Origin of the sequence: Flavobacterium sp. FlaQc-57 (assembly GCF_044007395.1) — a bacterium.
GTDB lineage: Bacteria > Bacteroidota > Bacteroidia > Flavobacteriales > Flavobacteriaceae > Flavobacterium.
This window is the reverse complement of record NZ_JBIPDA010000006.1, coordinates 283,963-303,825: the sequence shown is the minus strand read 5'-3', so window position 1 is coordinate 303,825 and position 19,863 is coordinate 283,963. Positions and strand designations below refer to the sequence as shown.

The 19,863-nt window shown below is 32.9% G+C and carries 23 protein-coding genes; 18 read left to right on the top strand and 5 right to left on the bottom strand.

Annotated features, from left to right (window positions below; translation table 11 throughout):
• Positions 1-14: 14 nt before the first annotated feature.
• Positions 15-416 (bottom strand): hypothetical protein, encoded by a 402-nt coding sequence (locus tag ACHRVZ_RS18550; RefSeq protein ID WP_395424373.1) that lies wholly within the window; start codon positions 414-416, stop codon positions 15-17.
• A 5-nt stretch (positions 417-421) separates the two neighbouring features.
• The gene (locus ACHRVZ_RS18545) at positions 422-1,018 is read right to left on the bottom strand and encodes a hypothetical protein (RefSeq protein WP_395424372.1); all 597 of its coding nucleotides are present in this window, start codon (positions 1,016-1,018) and stop codon (positions 422-424) included.
• Positions 1,019-1,167: 149 nt separating this feature from the next.
• Between ACHRVZ_RS18545 and ACHRVZ_RS18540 the strand changes: the two genes are divergently transcribed.
• From ACHRVZ_RS18540 to ACHRVZ_RS18475, 14 genes are all read left to right on the top strand, one after another.
• Positions 1,168-2,343: a BamA/TamA family outer membrane protein gene (locus tag ACHRVZ_RS18540; RefSeq protein WP_395424371.1), complete on the top strand. Its 1,176-nt coding sequence runs from the start codon at positions 1,168-1,170 to the stop codon at positions 2,341-2,343.
• A gap of 30 nt (positions 2,344-2,373) precedes the next feature.
• Positions 2,374-3,537: a glycosyltransferase family 2 protein gene (locus ACHRVZ_RS18535; RefSeq protein ID WP_395424370.1), complete on the top strand. Its 1,164-nt coding sequence runs from the start codon at positions 2,374-2,376 to the stop codon at positions 3,535-3,537.
• Positions 3,538-3,621: 84 nt separating this feature from the next.
• Complete coding sequence (locus ACHRVZ_RS18530; RefSeq protein ID WP_395424369.1) at positions 3,622-4,932, top strand: dihydrolipoamide acetyltransferase family protein; 1,311 nt, start codon at positions 3,622-3,624, stop codon at positions 4,930-4,932.
• Positions 4,933-5,147: 215 nt separating this feature from the next.
• Positions 5,148-5,918 (top strand): exonuclease domain-containing protein, encoded by a 771-nt coding sequence (locus ACHRVZ_RS18525; RefSeq protein WP_395424368.1) that lies wholly within the window; start codon positions 5,148-5,150, stop codon positions 5,916-5,918.
• Positions 5,919-6,012: 94 nt separating this feature from the next.
• A complete protein-coding gene (locus tag ACHRVZ_RS18520) occupies positions 6,013-6,624 on the top strand; it encodes a fumarylacetoacetate hydrolase family protein (RefSeq protein WP_395424367.1) in 612 nt (203 codons plus the stop codon).
• The gene (locus ACHRVZ_RS18515; protein WP_012026948.1) at positions 6,624-6,968 is read left to right on the top strand and encodes an Hpt domain-containing protein; all 345 of its coding nucleotides are present in this window, start codon (positions 6,624-6,626) and stop codon (positions 6,966-6,968) included. The genes ACHRVZ_RS18520 and ACHRVZ_RS18515 overlap by 1 nt, the downstream gene beginning before the upstream one ends.
• Positions 6,969-7,186: 218 nt before the next feature.
• A complete protein-coding gene (locus ACHRVZ_RS18510) occupies positions 7,187-8,440 on the top strand; it encodes a CinA family nicotinamide mononucleotide deamidase-related protein (protein ID WP_395424366.1) in 1,254 nt (417 codons plus the stop codon).
• Positions 8,441-8,511: 71 nt separating this feature from the next.
• Positions 8,512-8,748, top strand: coding sequence for a 50S ribosomal protein L28 (gene rpmB, locus ACHRVZ_RS18505; protein ID WP_007805815.1), 237 nt, complete (start codon positions 8,512-8,514; stop codon positions 8,746-8,748).
• A gap of 27 nt (positions 8,749-8,775) precedes the next feature.
• Positions 8,776-8,958 (top strand): 50S ribosomal protein L33, encoded by a 183-nt coding sequence (gene rpmG, locus ACHRVZ_RS18500; RefSeq protein WP_047778459.1) that lies wholly within the window; start codon positions 8,776-8,778, stop codon positions 8,956-8,958.
• Positions 8,959-9,031: 73 nt separating this feature from the next.
• The gene (locus ACHRVZ_RS18495; protein WP_072961632.1) at positions 9,032-9,184 is read left to right on the top strand and encodes a DUF4295 domain-containing protein; all 153 of its coding nucleotides are present in this window, start codon (positions 9,032-9,034) and stop codon (positions 9,182-9,184) included.
• A gap of 168 nt (positions 9,185-9,352) precedes the next feature.
• A complete protein-coding gene (gene ftsY, locus ACHRVZ_RS18490) occupies positions 9,353-10,306 on the top strand; it encodes a signal recognition particle-docking protein FtsY (RefSeq protein WP_395424365.1) in 954 nt (317 codons plus the stop codon).
• A 503-nt stretch (positions 10,307-10,809) separates the two neighbouring features.
• Positions 10,810-11,250 (top strand): hypothetical protein, encoded by a 441-nt coding sequence (locus tag ACHRVZ_RS18485; RefSeq protein WP_395424364.1) that lies wholly within the window; start codon positions 10,810-10,812, stop codon positions 11,248-11,250.
• Complete coding sequence (locus ACHRVZ_RS18480) at positions 11,231-11,524, top strand: DUF721 domain-containing protein (protein WP_395424363.1); 294 nt, start codon at positions 11,231-11,233, stop codon at positions 11,522-11,524. Before ACHRVZ_RS18485 ends, ACHRVZ_RS18480 begins: the two co-directional genes overlap by 20 nt.
• A gap of 33 nt (positions 11,525-11,557) precedes the next feature.
• Positions 11,558-12,031: a hypothetical protein gene (locus tag ACHRVZ_RS18475; RefSeq protein ID WP_395424362.1), complete on the top strand. Its 474-nt coding sequence runs from the start codon at positions 11,558-11,560 to the stop codon at positions 12,029-12,031.
• Positions 12,032-12,121: 90 nt separating this feature from the next.
• Here ACHRVZ_RS18475 and ACHRVZ_RS18470 read toward each other — a convergent pair whose 3' ends face one another.
• The 3 genes from ACHRVZ_RS18470 to bshC form a co-directional block, all read right to left on the bottom strand.
• Positions 12,122-12,541, bottom strand: a complete 420-nt coding sequence (locus ACHRVZ_RS18470; protein WP_035625955.1) for a nucleoside-diphosphate kinase — start codon at positions 12,539-12,541, stop codon at positions 12,122-12,124.
• A 236-nt stretch (positions 12,542-12,777) separates the two neighbouring features.
• Positions 12,778-14,049, bottom strand: coding sequence for an acyltransferase family protein (locus tag ACHRVZ_RS18465; protein ID WP_395424361.1), 1,272 nt, complete (start codon positions 14,047-14,049; stop codon positions 12,778-12,780).
• A 184-nt stretch (positions 14,050-14,233) separates the two neighbouring features.
• Entirely contained in the window at positions 14,234-15,823 is a 1,590-nt protein-coding gene (gene bshC, locus ACHRVZ_RS18460) for a bacillithiol biosynthesis cysteine-adding enzyme BshC (protein WP_395424360.1), read from the bottom strand.
• 270 nt (positions 15,824-16,093) lie between these two features.
• Here bshC and ACHRVZ_RS18455 point away from each other — a divergent pair, with 270 nt between their 5' ends.
• The 4 genes from ACHRVZ_RS18455 to ACHRVZ_RS18440 all read left to right on the top strand — a co-directional run bounded on the left by ACHRVZ_RS18455 (position 16,094) and on the right by ACHRVZ_RS18440 (position 19,823).
• Positions 16,094-17,371, top strand: coding sequence for an MFS transporter (locus ACHRVZ_RS18455; RefSeq protein WP_395424359.1), 1,278 nt, complete (start codon positions 16,094-16,096; stop codon positions 17,369-17,371).
• 113 nt (positions 17,372-17,484) lie between these two features.
• Positions 17,485-17,739 (top strand): autorepressor SdpR family transcription factor, encoded by a 255-nt coding sequence (locus tag ACHRVZ_RS18450; protein WP_026984867.1) that lies wholly within the window; start codon positions 17,485-17,487, stop codon positions 17,737-17,739.
• A gap of 3 nt (positions 17,740-17,742) precedes the next feature.
• Positions 17,743-18,411, top strand: a complete 669-nt coding sequence (locus ACHRVZ_RS18445) for an SdpI family protein (RefSeq protein ID WP_395424358.1) — start codon at positions 17,743-17,745, stop codon at positions 18,409-18,411.
• A 35-nt stretch (positions 18,412-18,446) separates the two neighbouring features.
• Positions 18,447-19,823, top strand: coding sequence for an alpha/beta hydrolase family protein (locus ACHRVZ_RS18440; protein WP_395424357.1), 1,377 nt, complete (start codon positions 18,447-18,449; stop codon positions 19,821-19,823).
• The last annotated feature ends 40 nt before the right edge of the window (positions 19,824-19,863 follow it).

The window sequence follows — 19,863 nt, the reverse complement described above, 5'->3', positions numbered from 1 at the left end:
ACTTGAAACTATTTCTATCTTATCTTCTTAAACGCAATCGGTCCGGTTCTTTTTTTGTTGTCTACAAAAGTTCCTTCCAGCGTGTTGCCATCTTCCGATAATGTTAAAGTGTGAGTGCCTGCAGTTGCCCAGCCTTTGATAGGTAAAGTGACATCTACAGTATAGCCAATTGTGTTTCCTATTCGTTTTCCTATACCGCTTTCTACAAACTTTTGCCCTTTCCATTCTAAGTAATGTGAGAAAATAACTTTTCCGTTTTGTTCTGAGATAATAACAACTGCATTCTTAACATCAGGATTAATATCTTCCCAAACACCATTAATGTCAATTTTTTGAGATACTGATTTTTTTTGGCTATAGCCGAAATTTGAAAATAGTGCGACAACTAAAAGTAAAAGAAAAAGTCTTGTTTTCATGTTTTTTATTTTTGAACGATAACAGATTTTATTTCTAAAAAGGCTCCAGAAACAGGATTGTAATTTACGAAATTGAATTTACAGAGATTATGAATATTTAAAAGTTTTCCGTTAACCAAACCATCTTGTTTAAAAGCCGACCACGGAATTTTAATCGTTGTGAATTTTTTCGGTGAAGGTAAAATGTCTACTCTCGGGTGCGAACCTCCGTGTACACAACCAGTTCCTTCTTCATTTCCTTCTCGGGCTTGTAGTTTTATTAGATGCGAGGATTTATAAGTAATACACACAAATTTTGAGTGATCAGATAAATTAGTAGGAGCGCCATCATTTGAATCTGAGGGCGTAATTAAAACATTCAGCTCAATTTCGCCAATGGGTTTATCCTTCGAAGTGATTTTTATTATTCCTTTTTTTTCGCGCACATTGTTAATCATTTCCTGATTTTCATTGGCCGGACCGGCAATATACCAAGTTGAGGTTTTTACTAAGTCTTTATCAGAATCTGATTTTTTTTGAATAGTAGTAAAACTAAGGATGGAAAATCCAGCAACAAACATTAAAAGCAAAGAGTTAATATGAAGCAATGTTTTCTTTTTCATAAAAATCAAGTTGTATTCAAAATCAAAAATATAGCTTTTTAGAATTGCGTAAGTGTTTTCTCTATTTATTATTTTTAAAATGAGCTTTGTTTTAAATTAAATTTTAAATTTGTAAGAAGTTGTCTCTGAAAACCTTATGAAATGAAAGTATGAAATACCTAATCGTTTTGTTTCTCTTTTTTCTGACTCCATTTTGTTACTCGCAAAATGATACTATTTCTAATGAGGATAAAAAGGACATTTTAGATGTATTGTACAAGCTTTTCCATAAAAATGATTCATTAAGAATAAATCAGGATAAAAAGGTGGCATTCTCTTTGCTTCCTGTGCCAATAGATGCAAATAAAAGTGCAGGATTAGTGGTTTCGTTTTTAACGACATTTTATCTCGGAGACAGCAAAACGACAAAAATGTCTCAGGTTTCATTTTCGCCTTATTTTAGTTTTACAAAACAATACGTTTTTCCCATTCAGTCTTATATTTATACAAAAGATAATAATTGGAATTTTATAGGAGATTATCGCTACATGATTTATCCGCAGCCTACTTACGGATTAGGCGGACATAATACAGATAAAAAAATGTCAACATTAGATTATCAACAATGGCGTTTTTATCAATTTGCAACTCGCAAAATAATTGGTGATTTTCGTTTGGGTTTGGGCTTGTTGTTGGACAATTATCAGAATATTTCTGAAGAATCTTATATAGAAGATCAAACTGATTATTCGAAATATATGAATGGAGACTTCTCTGACGAAAATTCTTTTGGAGTTGCCATACAAGGTTTGTACGATTCCAGAGAAAACAACGTCAATCCTGAACAAGGTTTGTACGTCGAAGCCGATTATAGAATTAATACGAGTGGCGTAAATGGCGACAAATGGAAATCAATTTATTTTGATGCTCGAAAATACCATTCTTTTAATAAATACAAACACAGAGTTTTGGCTTATCGGGCTTTTTATTGGTCTACTTTTGGAGGAAAACCCCATTATCTCGATTTACCAAGTATTGGTTGGGATCGCGACGGTAAAACAGGTCGAGGTTTTACCCGAAATAGATTTAGAAGCAATGCATTGATTTATTTCGAAACTGAATACAGAACAGATATCACTAAAAACGGATTTTTAGGAGCCGTATTTTTCACCAATATTTCGTCAGTATCAAAGTTGGACACCTACGATTTTAAAAAGTGGAATCCTGCTGTAGGAACCGGTTTGCGTATTAAATGGAACAAGCAAAACAACAGTAATTTGGTGCTCGATTTTGGAGTTAGTAAAAACGATTGGTCATTGCGATTAGGTTTGGCCGAAAATTTCTAACTTTCCAAAAAAACAATTCCTATATTTTTCATGCAATTATCGGTAATTATTCTTAATTATAACGTACGTTACTTTCTGGAACAGTGTGTTTTAAGTGTTCAGGAAGCACTTACGACACTTGATGCAGAAATTATTGTAGTCGACAATGATTCGTCTGACGAGAGTTGTTTGATGATGAAAAATAAGTTTCCAAACGTAAAATTAATAGAAAATAAAAGCAATTTTGGTTTTCCAAAAGGAAATAATATAGGAGTAGAGCAAGCTAGCGGAGATTACATTTGTATTTTAAATCCTGACACCGTTGTTGCTGAAGATACTTTTATCAAAATTTTGGCTTTCGCCGAAAGGCAAACCAATTTAGGTATTATTGGTTGTAAATTGATTGATGGAACAGGAAGTTTTTTGCCGGAAAGTAAACGCGGAATACCAACGCCTTGGGTTGCTTTTACAAAAGTTTTTGGTTTGTATAAAGTTTTTCCAAACTGTAACCTTTTTAACCAATATTATGCACAGCATTTAGGACAGGAAGAAACGGGTAAAGTTGAGATTTTAGTAGGCGCTTTTATGTTACTGAAACGCGATTTGTATTTAGAATTAGAAGGGTTTGATGAAAAGTGTTTCATGTATGCTGATGATATCGATTTGTCGTATCGAGTATTACAAAAAAAGAAATCAAACTATTATTTCCACGAAACAACAGTTTTACATTATAAAGGAGAAAGTACTCTTAAAGATGAAAAATACATGAAACGCTTTCAGGAAGCCATGAATTTTTTCTATCAAAAGCATTTTAAAAAATCATGGTTTTTTACATTTTTTATCCAAATCGGAATTTGGTTTTTTTCTTTTGTGAAAATGTTTCAGGGAAAAACGAAATCAAAACCAAGACCAGAAAGTGTTGTTTTTTACTCTTCAAATAAAATTTTGTCTGAAAAATTACCCCTTATATTAAAAAATAAAGTAGAGTTTTTAGAATTCAAAAAAGAAAAAATGGTAAATTCGTCCCAGGTTTTTAAGGGTAAAAGAGTTGAGATTATTTTAGATAATCAGTATGTTTCGTTTAAAAAATGTATCAAAATCATAGAAACTCTTAAAGATAAGAACATTACTTTTAAAATTTTCCCCAAAAACACAAATTTTATTATTGGAAGTAATTCAAGAAATGATAGGGGGCAAATTATAAAAATTGAGTAAAAAATTATATTAAGTGTAATTTATATTTAAAATATTCAGTAATTTCGCAATCAGAAAATCAAAATCATCCTTTAGATTAACAATATGGCAAGATTTGAATTAAAGCTTCCTAAAATGGGAGAAAGTGTCGCTGAAGCAACTATTACCAACTGGTTGAAAGAAGTAGGAGACAAAATTGAAGCTGATGAAGCTGTACTTGAAATTGCGACTGATAAGGTTGATAGTGAAGTACCAAGCGAAGTTTCAGGAATTTTAGTTGAACAGTTATTTGGTAAAGATGATTTAGTTCAGGTAGGGCAAACCATTGCGATAATTGAAACGGAAGGTGATGCGCCTGCTGAAAAAGTGACAGTAGAAAGTGCTGTTCCAGCAGAAGCTGCAGAAATTGAAAAAACAATTGAAGCTGTAAAAGTAGAGGTTTCAGCTCCGCAAGATTTCTCAGGATCGGATAAATTCTTTTCTCCATTAGTAAAAAATATTGCAAAAGAAGAAGGGATTTCTGTTGCAGAGCTTGAAAATATTCAAGGTTCTGGAAAAGATGGCCGCGTAACAAAAGAAGATATTTTAAAATATATTGAAGACCGTAAAGCTGGTGTTGTGACTCCAAAAGCTGTTGCTGCTGCTCCAAAAGTGGCAGAACCAGTGGTTCAAAAAAGTCAACAAGCAGTTCCGGTTTCTGTAAATGGAGGTGATGAAATCATCGAAATGGACAGAATGCGTAAACTGATTTCAGGATACATGACGGCTTCAGTACAAACTTCAGCTCACGTACAATCGTTTATTGAGGTTGATGTGACGAATATTGTAAAATGGAGAGAAAAAGTTAAAACTGCTTTCGAAAAGAGAGAAGGTGAGAAGTTGACTTTCACGCCAATTATGATGGAAGCAGTTGCAAAAGCATTAAAAGATTTCCCGGGAATGAATATCTCTGTTGATGGTGATTATATCATTAAAAAGAAAAATATAAATTTAGGAATGGCTGCGGCTTTACCAAACGGAAACTTAATTGTACCTGTAATTAAAAATGCAGATCAGTTAAATTTAGTTGGAATGGCTAAAGCGGTTAATGATTTAGGAAACCGTGCAAAAGCTGGAAAATTAAAACCAGACGATACACAAGGCGGAACTTACACAGTTACGAATGTGGGAACTTTTGGAAGTGTTTTTGGAACTCCAATTATTAATCAGCCTCAGGTTGGTATTTTAGCTCTTGGAGCAATTCGTAAAGTACCGGCAGTTATCGAGACACCAGAAGGTGATTTTATCGGAATTCGTCAAAAAATGTTTCTTTCGCATTCTTACGATCACAGAGTTGTCGATGGTGCATTAGGAGGAAGCTTTGTAAAAAGAGTGGCCGAGTATTTAGAAGCTTTTGATGTTGATAGAGATTTCTAAAACATTTAAAAATAAATTCAAACCCGAAAAATTGTAATGATTTTTCGGGTTTTTTGTTTTGTAGGAAAAGGTTAAGAAAAGAACCTTGACTCTCTTTTAGAGCGATTGTAAAAGTTAAAATCGCAAAATTGACCCATTTTTTGTTTAAAAAAATCAAGAATAAAAGAGGAAATTCGGCTTTAAAAATTACATTTGTAATCTTATAAAATTAAAAAATGGAACTCAAACTCAACAAACCAATTTGCTTTTTTGATCTTGAAACTACCGGAATTGATATCGGTAAAGATCGAATTGTAGAAATTTCGATATTCAAAGTTTTTCCAAACGGAAATAAAGAAAGTAAAACCTGGTTAGTGAATCCAACAATTCCAATTCCTCCACAAACAACCGCTGTGCATGGTATTACAGATGAAAAAGTAGCCAATGAACCTACTTTTGTAGAATTGGCACCTCAGGTCTATAGTATGATCAAAGACAGTGATTTGGGTGGGTTTAATTCAGATCGTTTTGATATTCCTTTATTGGCTGAAGAATTGCTTCGTGCAGGAGTTGATTTTGATATGAAAAATAAAGTTTCAGTAGATGTGCAAACTATTTTTCATAAAATGGAAGAGCGTACTCTAAGTGCTGCTTTGAAATTTTATTGTGGAAAAAATCTTGAAAATGCACACTCTGCAGAAGCGGATACAATGGCGACCTATGAAATTCTAAAAGCGCAGTTAGATCGTTATCCTGAATTGGAAAATGATATGAAATCATTGTCTGAATTTACCACAAGAAAAAAAATCGCTGACTTTGCCGGGATGATTGCTTTTGATAAAGATAACGAAGAGATCTTTACCTTCGGAAAACATAAAGGTGCTAAAGTGGATAAAATTCTTGAAACAGAACCTGGATATTTCAGCTGGATTCAAAATGCTGATTTTCCTTTGTACACTAAAAAGGTTTTAACGGCGATTAAATTAAGAAAGTTAAACACAAAATAAGGTTCTGAGTTACTAAGGTTCTAAGATGCTGAGTTTTTTATGCATAGTTTCTTAGAACCTCAGTAGCTTGGTGACTTAGCAACTCATAAAAAGAATGAAGATAATTTGCATCGGTAGAAATTATACCAATCATATTGAGGAATTAAAAAACGAACGACCAACAGAGCCTGTGGTTTTTATGAAACCCGACTCGGCAGTTTTGTTGAAGCAGCATCCGTTTGTAATTCCGGAATTCTCTGAAGAAATTCATCACGAAATTGAGATAATTGTTAAGATCAATAAAGTAGGAAAGTATATTGAACCGAAATTTGCTCATAAATATTACGAGGAAATAAGTGTAGGTATTGATTTTACGGCAAGAGATTTACAAGATAAATTAAAAGCGAAAGGATTGCCGTGGGAAAAAGCGAAGGCATTTGATGGTTCTGCAGTTATTGGAGACTTTTTGCCTAAAAGCGATTTTATTTCGATGGAAAATCTTACATTTGAGTTGACAAATAATTCTCAAACAGTTCAAAAAGGAAATACGAGTTTAATGCTTTGGAAAATTGATGAACTTATTTCATATGTATCGCAATTCTTTACATTAAAGATTGGAGATATTATTTTTACAGGAACACCTGCGGGGGTTGCCTCAGTTAAGCCAAATGATATTTTAGAGGGCTTTTTAGAAGATAAAAAATTATTCAGAATACAAGTAAAATAATGGCTTTAAAGTACAACCTTTCGAAAGTGTATGCGCTTTCAGATAACGATCCTGAATTTGTAAACGAAATTCTAAAATTATTTGTTACCGAAGTTCCAGAAGATTTAAAGCAAATCAAAGAAGGAATTAAAAAAAAGGATCATAAATATGCCTATTCATATGCGCACAAAATAAAGCCTACGTTAGATTTAATGGGTTTAAATGTGGCTTTTGAAGAAATTCTGCAAGTCGAAGCTTGGACAAAAGCAGAAGGCAAGAAAAAAGATATTATCGAAACTTTTAAAAGTATAAAAGTGCAGGTAAAAGATGCAATCAAAGAAATTAAAAAAGATTTTGATTTGTAAAATCTCAATAATACCCAACTCTTGCCTTAAAAAAAAAGGGGTAAGAGTTGTGTATTCCTGATAATTCAGGATACCATATCTTTTGCTTCTGAAAATTTTGTGTAGCGTACTTTTTTGTTTTGAAAGACGCTTTTTCTACTTCTAACGAAAATCAGAGCAATAACAACCTACTTTCTAATAATGACTTACAATAATGGTAAGCGAAAAATTTTATTACTATGAAAGCAACTATTATTACAATTGGAGATGAAATTTTAATTGGCCAAATTGTAGATACAAATTCAGGATTTATTGCAAAATCACTTGACCGAATTGGGGTCGAAGTTCATGAAATGATTTCGATAAGTGATGATAAAAAACACATATTAGATACTTTTGCGCAATTACAAAATAAAGTAGATGTTGTAATTGTAACAGGCGGTTTAGGTCCGACGAAAGACGATGTGACTAAAAAAACATTCTGTGAATATTTTGATGATGAGTTAGTTGTGAATCCGGAAGTGCTGGCTCATGTTACTGAGATGATAGAAGGGTTTTATAAAAGGCCAATTTCACAATTAAATAAAGATCAGGCCCTTGTTCCGTCTACTTGTACGGTGTTACATAATCAGGTTGGTACTGCGCCGGGAATGTGGATGAAGAAAGAGAATACTGTGTTTATTTCGCTTCCAGGGGTTCCGTATGAGATGAAATATCTGGTTGAAGAAGAGATAATTCCGAAGATAGTTCGAGAATACAAGCGCCCGTATATTATTCATAAAACCATTTTAACGTATGGTCAAGGAGAGAGTTTAGTTGCAGAGCGTATTGAAGATTGGGAGAATAATTTGCCTGATTTTATCAAATTGGCTTATTTACCAAACCCGGGAAGAGTTCGTTTGCGTTTAACAGCAAGAGGAACAAATAAAGAAGAATTGGAAAGGGCGATCGAAGAAAATGTAAAATCTTTAGATGTTATAATTCATGATATCATAGTAGGTTATGAAGAAAATGAGACCATAGAGTCTGTGGTTGGAAAAATTTTAACAAAACAAAATAAAACAATTTCGACTGCTGAGAGTTTTACGGGAGGAAAAGTTGCTTCAATTTTGTCAGCGGTTCCAGGAGCTTCTAACTACTTTAAAGGCAGTGTAGTTTCGTATGCAACCGAGGTTAAGGTTAGTGTTCTCGGTGTCTCGCAAGATTTGGTAGATGAATTTTCTGTAGTTAGCGCTGAGGTTGCTTCGGCTATGGCTTTGAATGTGAAAGAGATACTAAAAACAGACTATGCAATTGCGACAACTGGTAACGCCGGACCGTCAAAAGGAGATTCAGATGCTGAAATTGGTGCTGTTTTTATCGCTTTGGCTACTCCGGATGGTATAATTGTTGAAGAATTTAACTTTGGCCAACCACGTGAAAAAGTGATAGATAGAGCGACAATTAAGAGTTTAGAAATTTTACAGAAAGAAATTTTAAAAAATGTGTTGTAATTTTTTGTTTCAATCGTTTATTTTTCTTTTCTTTGCACCCTGATTTTGAATAACGATAAAAGATAAGTATAATGTCAAGAGTTTGTGACCTTACAGGTAAAAGAGCGATGGTAGGAAATAACGTTTCTCACGCTATGAACAAAACTAAGAGAAAGTTTTCTGTAAACTTAGTTAAAAAGCGTTTTTATCTTCCAGAAGAAGATAGATGGATTACTCTTAGAGTAGCAGCATCTACGATAAAAACAATTAATAAAAATGGAATTTCTGCTGTTTTGAAAAAAGCGCAGTCAGAAGGATTTATCAAATAATCTTTTCCTAAATAAATATATAGCAAGATGGCAAAGAAAGGTAATAGAATCCAGGTAATTTTAGAATGTACTGAGCACAAGACTTCTGGTGTTTCAGGTACTTCAAGATACATTACAACTAAGAACAAAAAAAATACTCCGGATAGATTAGAGATTAAAAAATTTAATCCAATCTTGAAACGCGTAACTGTTCACAAAGAAATTAAGTAATAATTCGAGATTTTATAGGTCTCAATGGTTTTGCCATTCGAGTTTTATAAAAGCTTCAAATAACATTTGAATCATGGCAAAGAAAACCGTAGCATCGTTACAAACAGCTTCAAAGAGATTATCAAAAGCCATCAAAATGGTGAAATCTCCTAAAACTGGTGCATATACATTCGTAGAATCTATTATGGCTCCTGAAGAAGTTGATACTTTCTTGAAAAAGAAATAATAACAATCACATTATATAGAAAAGCTACTTTCATTCGGAAGTAGCTTTTTTATTTTTTATATTTGTCTAAAATTTAAAGAAACATTGTTAATTTTAGGTTTCTTTAAATATTAAGGATTATTTAGATTGTAAAATTGTATAATCTAAAAAACTAACAACCTATAAAAAATGAGTTTTTTTAAAAAATTATTTTCTACTGATAAAAAAGAGACTTTAGACAAAGGTCTTGAAAAATCAAAAACTACTTTTTTTTCAAAGTTAAGTAAAGCCGTTGCCGGAAAATCGAAAGTTGATGACGATGTTCTGGATAATCTGGAAGAAATTCTGGTGGCTTCAGACGTTGGAGTAAATACTACACTAAAAGTAATTTCAAGAATAGAAAAACGTGTCGCTGAAGATAAATATTTAGGTACAGATGAGTTAAATCAGATTCTTCGTGAAGAAATAGGTGCCTTATTATCTGAAACTAATACTGGCGAAGCGACTGAATTTGAAATACCGAAGGATAAAAAACCATATGTTTTAATGGTGGTTGGTGTTAACGGAGTTGGTAAAACAACAACAATAGGTAAACTTGCTTATCAGTTTAAAAAGGCGGGTTATAAAGTGGTCTTAGGAGCTGCAGATACTTTTCGTGCTGCTGCTATTGATCAGTTGCAAGTTTGGGCAGATCGTGTTGATGTGCCAATCGTGAGACAAAATATGGGTAGCGATCCTGCTTCTGTTGCTTTTGATACCTTACAATCGGCTGTAGCTCAAAATGCCGATATTGTTATTATCGATACAGCAGGACGTTTGCATAATAAGATCAATTTAATGAACGAACTTACAAAAGTAAAACGAGTTATGCAGAAAGTTGTTGCTGATGCGCCTCATGATGTACTTTTGGTTTTGGACGGTTCTACTGGCCAAAATGCTTTTGAACAAGCGAAACAATTTACGGCCGCAACTGAAGTAACGTCTCTTGCTGTAACCAAACTTGACGGAACAGCAAAAGGTGGTGTTGTAATTGGTATTTCTGACCAATTTCAGATTCCTGTAAAGTACATTGGGGTTGGTGAAGGAATTGAAGATTTACAGGTCTTTAATAAGTATGAATTTGTTGATAGTTTTTTTAAATAATAGCATGAATTTTTCTTCTTTAAAAAATATTACGCCTCTAACTTTTTATTTTGGCAGCGTTATTTGTTTTGTGTTGGCAAATGTAATAAGAGATAAAAGTTTATCTTCTTACTATGTTTTATTAGTTTTAGGACTGATTCTTTTTTTTATGGGAATTCTAAAAAGATTGCGTACAAAATAATTGTTGCTAATACAAAGCATTAATTTCCTATTAATAAGATTTCAGCAAAGTTGCAGTTTCCATTGTTTTGGACTGTTTATAATTTGTTGCTAATCTTATTTTTGTTTTGGGAAACTTTTTTTTCTTTTGAATTTTATAAGGTTAACTTTGCGTCATAAAAAAATCTTTTGAAAACCAAAGCTTGTGTCCTGATGGGAACGGCATTTTTTTTATGGCGGCTTCAACGTTTTATGGCCATAAATGATTTAACGGATAGAAGGAATTGCTTCTTGCTCTTGGACTTCGACCAGATTGATAATATTTGAATTTTAATAAATAGACTATGAAAAACACTTTTATGATTTTGGTTTTATCGCTCTTGTTTGTGAGTTGCAAGCAAGAAATTAAAACCGCTGATATTACGAAATTAAATGGCTATTGGGAAATTGAAAAAGTAGTTTTTGAAAAAGGGGAAGAGAAAGATTACGGAATGAACGAGAGTTTTGATTATTTTGATATAAAAAACAACAAAGGAATTCGAAAGAAAGTGATGCCTCAGTTTGACGGAACCTTTTTGACAAGTGATTCTTTTGAGAATGTTTCGGTTCGATTCAAAGGCGAGCAGGTTTTTCTGGATTATAAAACGGATTATGCAAAATGGAGTGAGGAATTGATTTCGATTTCAGATGAGAAATTGGTGGTGAAGAATCAGGAAAAAAAAGAGTATCATTATAAAAAAGCAGCAGCAATAAACTTATTAGAAGATGGCAAAAAGACTAAATAATCAGACAATCGGAGCAGTTTTGCAACAGATTATCCAAGTGAATAAATTGGGTGCCGGAATGGATCAGATTGATGTGAAAGAGGCCTGGAGACAGTTGATGGGGAATGGTGTAAATACGTATACGAAAAATGTGGTTTTGAAAGGAAGTACTTTGTATGTAGAGCTTGGTTCGGCTGTTTTAAGAGAAGAGTTAAGTCATGGAAAATCTAAAATCGTAAAAATGATTAATGAAGAATTAGGGCGTGAGGTGGTGAAAGACGTTGTTTTGCGATAGATTGATTAGTGAGTTAATAATGAAGTTTTTGTTATGATGAGTATAAAATCTAAGTTTAAATTTTGGCCGATTCTTTTGATTTCTTATTTTACAATATTGCCATTAGTGGCGGTTTATTTTTCGGCTAAGTCGATAGCGGCAGGTATGTTTTTGCCTGTTTTATTTGTATTATTTATAGCGTTTTTTTGGCTCACAGTTTTTAGAACCAGGGCGTTTAAGGTTGAAATTGAGAATGATGCGATAATTATAAAACGTTATTTTGGAGTTGGAAAATCTGTAAGTTATGATTTTAAAACGTTAGATGGTTTTATAACATTGATTGAATCGGCAAGAGGAGGAGTTTATGAATCTCTTTTTATTCTTAAAGACGGCAAGAGAATTGGTAGTATTTCTGATTTTTATCACAGTAATTTTGAGGAACTAAAGTCGGTTTTGAAAGAAAAACTGACGGATATGGGAGAGAGGGAACCTGCTTTTATAAAAGAAAGTATTGAACTGTTTAAGTAAAGGATATAAAAAAAACCTGTTTCAGATTTGAAACAGGTTTTTTTATGTGTTTCTGTGACTGAAAACTGCCACTGAGACTGAAAACTGATATTAGAATTGCTCTCTTCCAGCAAAGTGGAATGCACCTTCGATAGCAGCATTTTCGTCGCTATCAGAACCGTGTACTGCATTTTCTCCAATAGAAGTTGCGTATGCTTTACGAATAGTTCCTTCAGCAGCTTCAGCAGGATTTGTAGCTCCAATTAAAGTTCTGAAATCTTCTACAGCGTTGTCTTTTTCTAAAATTGCAGCAACAATTGGTCCACGAGACATGAATTCAACTAATTCTCCGTAGAATGGTCTTGCAGCGTGCACTGCATAAAATGCTTGAGCATCTGCTACAGTTAATTGAGTTAATTTTAATGAAACGATTTTGAAACCTCCATTAGTAATCATTGCTAAGATATTTCCGATGTGTCCGTTTTGAACTGCATCTGGCTTAATCATTGTAAAAGTTCTATTTGTTGCCATTTTTATTGCTTATTTTTAATTTTGTGCAAAAGTATACTTTTTTTATGAATTGATTTTAATAAATTCATAATTAAAACACTATGAAATGATGTTTTGCTAAGATTTTTTTTAACCATATAACTGATATAAGCTCATCTAGGTTAATTCTTTTCCAAAAAAAAGACGCACAGAGGTGCGTCTTATCTGCTTTTATGTGTCTTTATTTATTATAGCTTAATCTCATGTGGATTGAAAAATTAAACTTTGAAAATGAGCTTGTTTTTGTAGAAAATCCATAAAATAAAAGTCCAAATGCCAACATAGGTTAATGCTCCAGCTAATGAAGCAGTCATTGGATTGCTGAAGAAAGGTGTAATTCCGAAATGGTACAAGTAGTTTAACAGATTGATTTGCGTTTCGGGATTTTCAGGGTTTTTAACCTGAACCATAACTAAGGCTTGTGGAATAATCTGAGAGAAGAAAAATACAATCATTGGATTTACTCCCCAGATTAAAAAAAGTTTGAATCCTTTTTTGTAATCGGCAATGTCAATTATATAACACAATAAAGCAAGACAAGTTGCTGCCAATCCTGTCGTGTATATTACGTAGCTGCTTGTCCAAAGGGATTTGTTTATTGGAAAAACGATGTCCCAAAGTAGACCTACAACGATTAGTGCAACTCCGGCAATCGCTATTTTTGTTGCTTTTTGAGTTTTGGTGATTTCACGTTGCAATATTTGTCCAATTAATAAGCCGATGATTCCGTTTACAATTGATGGAATGGTACTTAAAATTCCTTCAGGATCCCACGTTTTAGTTTCGTGGTACATATGTCCTTTTAGTAATATGCTATCTACCCACGAAGCAAGGTTGGTTCCTTTTTCTAAATTTGCAGCTCCAAATCCCGGAACCGGAATTAAGGTCATTATCGCCCAGTAACCCAGTAATAAAACTGCTCCGGTAATGATTTGGGTTTTCTTTGTGGTTTTTAAATAGAGAAGAGAAACGACAAAATAGACAATCGCAATACGTTGTAAAACACCTGGAAGACGAACATCATGATACGCTTCGATACCACTGTAAGCTAAAAACAGGTAAATAAACAGAATTGAAAAGGCAAGAATATTTTTGACTTTTGAACTGAAGTTTCCCATTAAAGCATAACCAATGGCAACTGTAATGATTAATCTGCCAATAAGAAGAGGAATTCCCTCAAGTCCAAAAAGCTGTATTTTTGCAAAATAGTTAAAGAATATTCCTAGACAAAACATTCGTAACGAGCGTACTAAAATTTTATTAAAGGTTGTGCTTTCCCAAGTTTTAGTTGGCATTGCCAGAGGAACGGCAACTCCCATAATAAAAATAAAAAACGGAAAAACTAAGTCGGTTGGTGTACAACCATGCCAATCTGAATGTAATAAAGGGGAGTAAACGTGCCCCCAATCTCCCGGATTGTTTACAATAGTCATTAATAAAATCGTTAATCCTCTAAAGACATCTAAAGATATCAAGCGCTCTCTAATCATAATTTTGGTAAATAGGTTAATTTTTGTTTTTAAAACTCACTATTTGGTTTAGAGAGGTAATAATTTCAGAAGGAGGTGGTTATTTATTTCTGACGACTATTACTTTATTTTGATCCGATAAAGGATTTTTTTGCCACGAATTTAGCTAATTTACACTAGTTAAGTTTGTGGCAAACTATTTTGTTTATATGGTTATTATATTAAAATTCGTTTCTAATGGTTTTAAATTTTGGATTAAAAGCGGAATCAATTGTTCGCCTTTTTCTAAATAAAATTCTGAAAAATTAGTTTGGCGTTCCTGTAAACTTTGATTTGGAAATAATTCGCTTTGTAAATCTACGACGCGTTGTAATTCATTATCTAGTTTTCTTTTCTGTGCTTTAAGTAATCTTTTTTCAAGATTATCTAAACCTTTCTTCTGTTTGACTTCTTGTGCTTTTACAGCTCCTGTAAATGATTTATCAGTTTGTGCTGCTAATTCGTAAAGATATTCAAATTGCTTTTCTAATGTTTCTTTTTGAGGTGTTAAATCAATTGGAAAAGAAGATAACTTACGTGTGACATCGTTTATCAAATTGGCTGGTTTAGTGAATAAGTCTTTCCATTTTAAACCTAAATTATCAGCTTTTTTTGCTTGTTTTTCAGTGTTTAAAAGTACAGAATTACGAACCAAAAGTATTGGGAAAGTGATGTTTACTGCATCAAAAAAAGACTTTAATTCTAGCCAATATGCAATTTCTCCGCCTCCGCCAATGTAACATAAATTAGGAAGTATAATTTCTTGATACAGTGGACGCATAATCACGTTTGGGCTAAATTTCTCAGGATTGCTTTCTAACAATTTTAGCATTTCGTCTTTAGAAAATGAGATTTTGGTATTGTTAACAAAGTATTTATCATTTTCGAAAATAATACGTTCACGCAAATCATCTTCAATATAGAATAAATTAATTTCGCGTGGATTGACCTGAATCGTATAATCTTTTAGTTGTTCAATAGTTTTTTGAACAGTTTTGAAAGAAGTTTGTTGTTCTAATTCTTCTTTTATATAAGGAACAAAAGCACGTTTTAAATTGGAATCATCAGCATCTAAAATAACCAATCCATAATTAGCAAATAAGCTATTGGCTAAGAAACGAGTTGCATCAGCGAGATTTTCATGTTTTAAATATGCTTCTTTGAACAAATTTTTAAGAACATTCGCATTGGTGCTTGATCCTAATTCTAATGAATATATTTCAAAGAATTCGTCCAGGCCTTCAGTCGAAAGTCTTCCAACCGGACCTGTACTTTCTTTATTCCATCTGAATTTTTTGCCTTTAAAATTGAAATAATTAATCTCTTCAAAGTCATGATCTTCAGTTGCCATCCAATAAATGGGAACAAAATTGTTGGCTGGGTATTTTAACTTTAATTCCTTAGTCAGATTGATCGTTGAAATAATTTTATATAAAAAATACAGAGGACCACTAAACAAATTTAATTGATGTCCTGTTGTAATTGTAAATGTATTTGGAAGTGCCAGAAGCTCAATATTCTGCTTTGTTGAATCTGAGAGCTCGATATTCTGGTACTGCTTTTTTAAAGTTTCAACTAACGGAATACGGTTTGAATTATCAAAGTTGACCTTTTTTTCGTTAATCTGTTTTTCAAAGTTTTCCAGAGTTGGAAAATGATTGTATAGCGGTTTTAATTCTGATTTTTGATCTAAATAATCTTGTATTAACTTAGAAAAATATCCTGAGGTTTGATAGCTGATACAGTCGGTTGGCATAATTGTAAATTTATTTTTGATAGCTGTAAATTTAATGAAAATATGTAGTTAAAAATGGTTTTAACGATTGCTTATGATTTGATTTTTATTTTTTGTTTTAAAAGCTTTAGATTCAGGTTTTTGATTCTTTAGTTTTAATGTTGGTTACGGAATTAATAATGCATTGAATTTGTTAAAAAAACAGGACTGTTCGAAAACTAATTATTCGAAAACTAAATTATTAATAATGAAACTCTATTTTTGCAAGAAAAAAAGTTATATCCATTTTACATGAAGACTAAATCTAATCAGGAGAATTCTTTAAAACACGTTCTCTTTGGTTCCTTAATTGGAACGACAATCGAATTTTTTGACTTTTATATTTATGCCAATGCGGCCGTATTGGTTTTTCCGCAATTATTTTTTCCAGGGGCTGATAGTACTAATTCTACTCTTGAATCTTTGGCTACTTTTTCGATTGCTTTTTTATCCAGACCTTTGGGTTCAGCTGTTTTTGGACATTACGGAGATAAAATTGGCCGAAAAGTTACTTTGGTCGTTGCGCTACTAACAATGGGATTATCGACAATTGCAATTGGTTTTTTACCGGGTTATGCAAGTATCGGTATTGCTGCACCAATTTTATTAATGTTATGTCGATTTGGTCAGGGAGTTGGTTTAGGAGGAGAATGGGGAGGAGCTGTTTTACTGGCGATTGAAAATGCTCCGCCTAATAAACGTGCATGGTACGGAATGTTTCCCCAACTGGGAGCTCCAATTGGATTGTTGCTTTCCGGTGGAACTTTTTTAATTTTAACCGATTCTATGAGCAGTGAAGCTTTTATGGATTATGGTTGGAGAATTCCGTTTATTGCCAGTTCACTTTTAGTAATTGTTGGATTTTATATTCGTTTAAAAATTAGCGAAACTCCGGCATTCGAAAATTCTAAAGAAGAACAAAAAGAAGTTAAAATTCCGTTTTTTACTTTACTGAAATCGTATAAAAATCAATTGATTTTCGGGACTTTTTGCGCTATTACAACCTTTTTAGTTTTTTACTTAATGACAGTTTTTACGCTAAGTTGGGCTACTTCAGATTTAGGTTTTACAAAAAGAAATGCGTTATTGATACAATTGGTTTCAGTATTGTTTTTTGCTGCTTTTATACCAATTTCGGCTTTGGTTGCAGATAAAGTGGGTCGTCGTAGAATATTAATTTTTACTACTCTGGCGATTGCGATATTCGGATTTTTCTTTTCGTACTTTCTTAATTCAGGAAGTTCTTTTATGGTAACAGCTTTTGTTTGTATCGGTATGTCTTTGATGGGCTTTACATACGGACCATTAGGAACTTTTTTATCAGAGTTGTTTCCGACGACCGTTCGTTATTCCGGTGCTTCCTTAACATTCAATATGGCAGGTATTTTAGGAGCAGCTTTTGCACCTATGATTGCAATTAAGCTGGCAACTACCTACGGTTTAAATTATGTAGGCTTTTATCTAACCGCAGCAGCCTTGATCTCTTTAATTTCATTTTTAGTGATTTCTAAAAAAGTGCATCAGTTTTAAAATTCGATACAATATAAATTCTCTAAAGAGGCTGTAATTAAAAATTATAGCCTCTTTTTTTTGGTAATTAAAAAAGTATTTAGATATTTGTCTAAATATATAAATGACGATTGATGAATGATATTTTTAAAGCATTAAACGACGCGACCCGAAGAGAAATTCTGGAACTTTTGAAAGAGAAAGATTTATCAGCAGGAGAAATTGCAGATGCTTTTAATATCTCAAAGCCTAGTATTTCACATCATTTGGATATTTTGAAACGTGCAGATTTAATTACTTCTGAAAAGAATGGGCAATTTATCATCTACTCCATCAATACCACCATAATGGAAGATGTTTTGCAATGGATATTAACTTTTAAAAAATAAAAAATGAATTTAGAATTTAAAAAAGAGCTTCCAATTATTGGAATTGTATTGATTCCGTTCGCGTATTTAGCATTTATCTGGAACACTCTTCCTGAAAAAGTCCCAGTCCACTGGAACATAAATGGCGAAATTGACAGATGGGGAAGCAAGTCTTTCCTGATTGCGTTGGTGTTTATGCTGCCGGTTTTAATGTATGCCATAATGTTTGCTGCTTCAAAATTGGATCCTAAAAACAGAATTTCTTTAATGGGAAAAAAGTTTTACCAATTAAAGTTTTTCATGGTATTGTTTATGTCTTTGCTGGCTTTATTTCTTTTATATGTATCAAAAAACCATGTAGTCTCAAATCCAAATTTTATTTACGTTTTGGCGGGAATTTTAATCATGGTTTTGGGGAATTATTTTAAAGTGATTCAGCCCAATTATTTCATCGGAATCAGAACGCCATGGACGCTTGAAAGTCAGGAAGTTTGGAAAGCTACCCATGCATTTGCAGGTAAACTTTGGTTTTTGGGCGGGATTATCATCATTTTAGGAGGATTAATTTTTTCAGGTTTTATTTTCGCAAAAGCCTTTATGGTTATAGGAATTACTCTGGCATTTGTGCCAATAGGATATTCCTTTATTAAATTCAAACAATTAGAGAAAAACAAGGGAAATCATAATTCTTAATCATCAATAAAATAATCTTTCATATTGCATTAAAAATGATAAAAACAATACTTATACTAATAGCAGCTTTAACTTCTTTTATAATGAATGCACAAGAAATTACGGGACAATGGAACGGAGTTTTAAAAGTTCAAGGTGCTCAACTTCGCGTTGTATTTCATGTCAATAAAACAGAAACGGGATATACTTCTACAATGGACAGCCCGGATCAGGGCGCAAAGGGAATTCCAGTTACGAAAACTTCTTTTGAAAATGTTGTTTTTAAATTAGAAATCGGAGCGATCAAAGGTTCTTATGAAGGAATATTAAACAGCGATAATATTATTGAGGGAAAGCTTACGCAAAACGGACAATCATTTGACATTAATTTGTCAAAAGAAATTAGTGAGAAACAAGCTTTTGTCAGACCACAAGAACCTAAAAAGCCATATCCCTATTATACTGAAGACGTAAAATTCGAAAATAAAGAAGCTAATGTAACTTTGGCAGGAACATTATCTCTGCCTAAAAAAGAAGGGAATTTTCCCGTTGTAATTTTAATTACTGGAAGTAGTGCGCAAAATAGAGACGAGGAAGGACTTGGGCATAAGCCATTTCTGGTATTGTCGGATTATTTGACTAAGAAAGGAATTGCTGTATTGCGTTTTGATGATCGTGGAGTTGCTGAATCTACGGGAGATTTTGCAAAAGCAACAACTTTTGACTTTGCAAAAGATGTTCAGGCAGGAGTTGAGTATCTAAAAACGCGAAAAGAAATCAATAAAAAGAAAATTGGTTTAATAGGACATAGTGAAGGAGGGCTTATTGCCAACATTGTCGCTGGAAATTCTAAAGATATTGATTTTGTTGTTTTATTGGCCAGTCCCGGACTTTCAGGCGATAAATTATTGTTATTACAAAAAGAATTAATAGAACGACAAAGCGGAATACCCGAAGGGGAAGTCCAAAAGGAGCAAGGAATCTTTAGAGGTGCTTATGATATTGTTTTAGCTTCTTCTAAGTTTGATGATACTTTTAAAAGTACGATTAATAGTTACTTCAAATCAAAATATGCAGGCTCGGAAAATGACGGTAAGGTAAAATATTATACTTCTTTAATTAATAATATTTGGCTCTATAATTTTATAAAGATTGATCCTGCATCAGTTTTAGAAAAAGTCAAATGTCCTGTTTTGGCACTGAACGGGAGTAAAGATTTACAGGTTCCGGCCGCAGTAAATTTGGAAGCGATAAAAAGTAATTTAGTAAAGGCGGGGAATAAAAAAGTGACAACTAAAATTTTGCCGGATATGAATCATTTGTTTCAGGAATGTAAAACAGGTGCACCTGATGAATATCAGAAAATTGAACAAACATTTTCTCCAATTGCGTTAGACGAAATCTCAAAATGGGTTTTAGGGCAAACGAAATAATATAAAATTTCAGAATAAAATTTTAACCTCAAAGCTCGCA

Bases quoted from the DNA above. Each gene is read 5' to 3' on its own strand.
- ACHRVZ_RS18550 (WP_395424373.1), bottom strand. From the start codon at position 416: ATGAAAACAAGACTTTTTCTTTTACTTTTAGTTGTCGCACTATTTTCA.
- ACHRVZ_RS18545 (WP_395424372.1), bottom strand. From the start codon at position 1,018: ATGAAAAAGAAAACATTGCTTCATATTAACTCTTTGCTTTTAATGTTT.
- ACHRVZ_RS18540 (WP_395424371.1), top strand. From the start codon at position 1,168: ATGAAATACCTAATCGTTTTGTTTCTCTTTTTTCTGACTCCATTTTGT.
- ACHRVZ_RS18535 (WP_395424370.1), top strand. From the start codon at position 2,374: ATGCAATTATCGGTAATTATTCTTAATTATAACGTACGTTACTTTCTG.
- ACHRVZ_RS18530 (WP_395424369.1), top strand. From the start codon at position 3,622: ATGGCAAGATTTGAATTAAAGCTTCCTAAAATGGGAGAAAGTGTCGCT.
- ACHRVZ_RS18525 (WP_395424368.1), top strand. From the start codon at position 5,148: ATGGAACTCAAACTCAACAAACCAATTTGCTTTTTTGATCTTGAAACT.
- ACHRVZ_RS18520 (WP_395424367.1), top strand. From the start codon at position 6,013: ATGAAGATAATTTGCATCGGTAGAAATTATACCAATCATATTGAGGAA.
- ACHRVZ_RS18515 (WP_012026948.1), top strand. From the start codon at position 6,624: ATGGCTTTAAAGTACAACCTTTCGAAAGTGTATGCGCTTTCAGATAAC.
- ACHRVZ_RS18510 (WP_395424366.1), top strand. From the start codon at position 7,187: ATGAAAGCAACTATTATTACAATTGGAGATGAAATTTTAATTGGCCAA.
- rpmB (WP_007805815.1), top strand. From the start codon at position 8,512: ATGTCAAGAGTTTGTGACCTTACAGGTAAAAGAGCGATGGTAGGAAAT.
- rpmG (WP_047778459.1), top strand. From the start codon at position 8,776: ATGGCAAAGAAAGGTAATAGAATCCAGGTAATTTTAGAATGTACTGAG.
- ACHRVZ_RS18495 (WP_072961632.1), top strand. From the start codon at position 9,032: ATGGCAAAGAAAACCGTAGCATCGTTACAAACAGCTTCAAAGAGATTA.
- ftsY (WP_395424365.1), top strand. From the start codon at position 9,353: ATGAGTTTTTTTAAAAAATTATTTTCTACTGATAAAAAAGAGACTTTA.
- ACHRVZ_RS18485 (WP_395424364.1), top strand. From the start codon at position 10,810: ATGAAAAACACTTTTATGATTTTGGTTTTATCGCTCTTGTTTGTGAGT.
- ACHRVZ_RS18480 (WP_395424363.1), top strand. From the start codon at position 11,231: ATGGCAAAAAGACTAAATAATCAGACAATCGGAGCAGTTTTGCAACAG.
- ACHRVZ_RS18475 (WP_395424362.1), top strand. From the start codon at position 11,558: ATGATGAGTATAAAATCTAAGTTTAAATTTTGGCCGATTCTTTTGATT.
- ACHRVZ_RS18470 (WP_035625955.1), bottom strand. From the start codon at position 12,541: ATGGCAACAAATAGAACTTTTACAATGATTAAGCCAGATGCAGTTCAA.
- ACHRVZ_RS18465 (WP_395424361.1), bottom strand. From the start codon at position 14,049: ATGATTAGAGAGCGCTTGATATCTTTAGATGTCTTTAGAGGATTAACG.
- bshC (WP_395424360.1), bottom strand. From the start codon at position 15,823: ATGCCAACCGACTGTATCAGCTATCAAACCTCAGGATATTTTTCTAAG.
- ACHRVZ_RS18455 (WP_395424359.1), top strand. From the start codon at position 16,094: ATGAAGACTAAATCTAATCAGGAGAATTCTTTAAAACACGTTCTCTTT.
- ACHRVZ_RS18450 (WP_026984867.1), top strand. From the start codon at position 17,485: ATGAATGATATTTTTAAAGCATTAAACGACGCGACCCGAAGAGAAATT.
- ACHRVZ_RS18445 (WP_395424358.1), top strand. From the start codon at position 17,743: ATGAATTTAGAATTTAAAAAAGAGCTTCCAATTATTGGAATTGTATTG.
- ACHRVZ_RS18440 (WP_395424357.1), top strand. From the start codon at position 18,447: ATGATAAAAACAATACTTATACTAATAGCAGCTTTAACTTCTTTTATA.